This is a genomic window from Flavobacterium sp. (assembly GCF_013822155.1).
Classification (GTDB): domain Bacteria; phylum Bacteroidota; class Bacteroidia; order Flavobacteriales; family Flavobacteriaceae; genus Flavobacterium.
Genome location: NZ_PNJW01000134.1, coordinates 1 through 2,340 on the forward strand (window position 1 = coordinate 1; position 2,340 = coordinate 2,340).

The window sequence follows — 2,340 nt, forward strand, 5'->3', positions numbered from 1 at the left end:
AAGAGTGTTTAAAATCCCTTGAAGAGCTGTCTTAATTTCTTTCTAAAATATAATCCGCAAAAAGATTATTGCTATCGATAATTTTGTGTTCCCAGGTAATATCTGTTTTAGACAAAATTTGCTTCACAACTTGATCATCGTACTTTCTTGAAACCTCCGTATGAATCAATTCGTCCTTTTCAAAATTAAATTGATGATCCCCTAACCTAACTGATTGTTTAACTAAACTTTTAATATAGCTTTTGGCAATTCCCATTTCTTCATCATAAACTGGAGCGTGGATAAAATAATCTCTATTAAAATCTGCTCCTAATTCCTTATTGATTCTGTCCAATAAATTTAAATTAAATTCAGCTGTAATCCCCTGACTGTCATTGTACGCTGGCAGGATGATTTCTTTGTCTTTTTTCAAATCAACGCCTAAAATAATTTTGTCTCCTTTAGCTAAACTAGAACCAAGTTGGTAAATAAATTCGGTTGCCTGCTCATCAAGCAGGTTTCCAATATTTGACCCTAAAAAAAGAATAATCTTAATTGTTCCATCCTGCTTTAAGCTTTCTAATGCTTTGAAATAATCCGTATGGCTGGGTTTCACAACTAATGTCGGAAGTTCAGCATTTAAAAAAGTTTTAATTCCATCCAGGGCATCGATAGAAATATCAACTGGTAAATAGTCAAAATCAAAATTTCTGTTTGTTAAAGCTCTTAATAAATGTATAGTTTTAGTGCCATCTCCTGCTCCGAGTTCCACTATACTGTATTTTTTATCTCTATCCAGCTGTAACGCAGTAATAATATCGTTAGTTTTTTTCCGAAATATTTCCATCTCTGCACGCGTAAGATAATACTCTGGTAGTCGCATTATTTCTACAAATAACGCATCTCCTTTTTTATCATAAAAATATTTTGAAGGCAATGTTTTTTGCTCTGTTTTGCTTAACCCTTCAATTACTTCTTTTTTAAATTCTTCTAACATTAGTAGTATTTTAATATTAATTCCGTGCTGGGGCAACAGCTTTAGTAAATGGGTTCATAAGACTGAAGCAATCCAATTTCAGTTTTTACGCTCCTTTTTTTTGTTTTTTAATTAATTTATTTGCGAAAGAAATGATTATATACAAGTATAAAAGACTGAACGGTAATGCTAGAATAATAAGTAAATTGCTAATTGCTTTAAGCAGGTCGTTACTACCAACGGCGCTTAGCCCGATCGCAGTAGCTGTAATAATAATACCCCAAAAAAGTTTATGCTTTTTTGATGGATCTTCTTTTCCGCTGTCGCTAAACATTCCCAAAACAAAAATGGCCGAATCAACTGAATTGATTATCGAAACTAAAACTAAGATAGCCGCTAAGAAAACAGTAATTACGGATAAAGGATAGTGCTCCAAAAAAACAAACAATGAAGTAAATACATTATCGAATTGGCTGGTGTTTGAGGTTTTTACAATTTCAAATGCACTGTTTGCAAAAACAGAAAACCAAATAATAGTTGCAATTGCCGGAACCAATATTGTGGCAAAAATAAACTCTCTAATTGTCCTTCCTTTGGAAATTCGTGCTATAAATATCCCTGTAAAAGGAACCCAGGCCAACCAAAAAGCCCAATAAAAAACAGTCCAGTCTTTGGTGAACTGTTCGGTAGTTTTAAAATCCCCTATAGACAGGCTCATCTCAACGAAATGAATTATATAATGATAAAGTGCTAAAATGGTATTACACAGATAATCATGGAAATTAAGAAAGCAAGCCACAAAAACCAATAACAACAACGATACAGTCATGTCAAAGTCGGCAAGATATTTAATCACTTTGGAGATTCCTGTTAAGGCAGAAAGAGTTCCAATTATACCTATTATTGAAACTGTAATCAACAGCGATGTATACCCCAGATCTAATTCAAAGTATTGATTCAACCCTCCAATAAATTGACTTGTTCCTAACCCAAGCGAAGCAATGACTCCGGCAATAGTTATAACAATAATAAATAAAGGAATAATTTTCTTGATTGTACTATTCCGAACATTCATTACAATTGCCGTTAAAAAATTTTTCTCTTTGTTATTATAAAGGTTGTAGGCAACTATTAACCCAAAAAGGCTATACATAGCCCAGGGAGTAAATCCCCAATGGAAAAAGGTATATTGAAGTGCAATTTGTTTGGAATCATATACAGTTACAGGTGGATTTTGCAAATAATACATCGGCTCCTGAACCGCTCTTAATAATAATCCGGAACCCATGCCAGTACTATACAACAACGCAATCCATGAAAAATAAGAGTACTCTGGTTTTGTTTCGCCTAATTTCCTTCTGCTGAAAGGCAGAAAAATAAGTGAC

2 protein-coding genes are annotated in these 2,340 nt (G+C 33.4%); both read right to left on the reverse strand.

Annotated features, from left to right (window positions below; translation table 11 throughout):
• Window positions 1-31: 31 nt before the first annotated feature.
• On the reverse strand, window positions 32-976 hold the full coding sequence (locus C0512_RS15235; protein ID WP_290863103.1) for an L-histidine N(alpha)-methyltransferase: 945 nt from the start codon (window positions 974-976) through the stop codon (window positions 32-34).
• 85 nt (window positions 977-1,061) lie between these two features.
• On the reverse strand, window positions 1,062-2,340 hold a 1,279-nt coding region (locus C0512_RS15240; protein WP_290863105.1), incomplete at its 5' end, for a BCCT family transporter.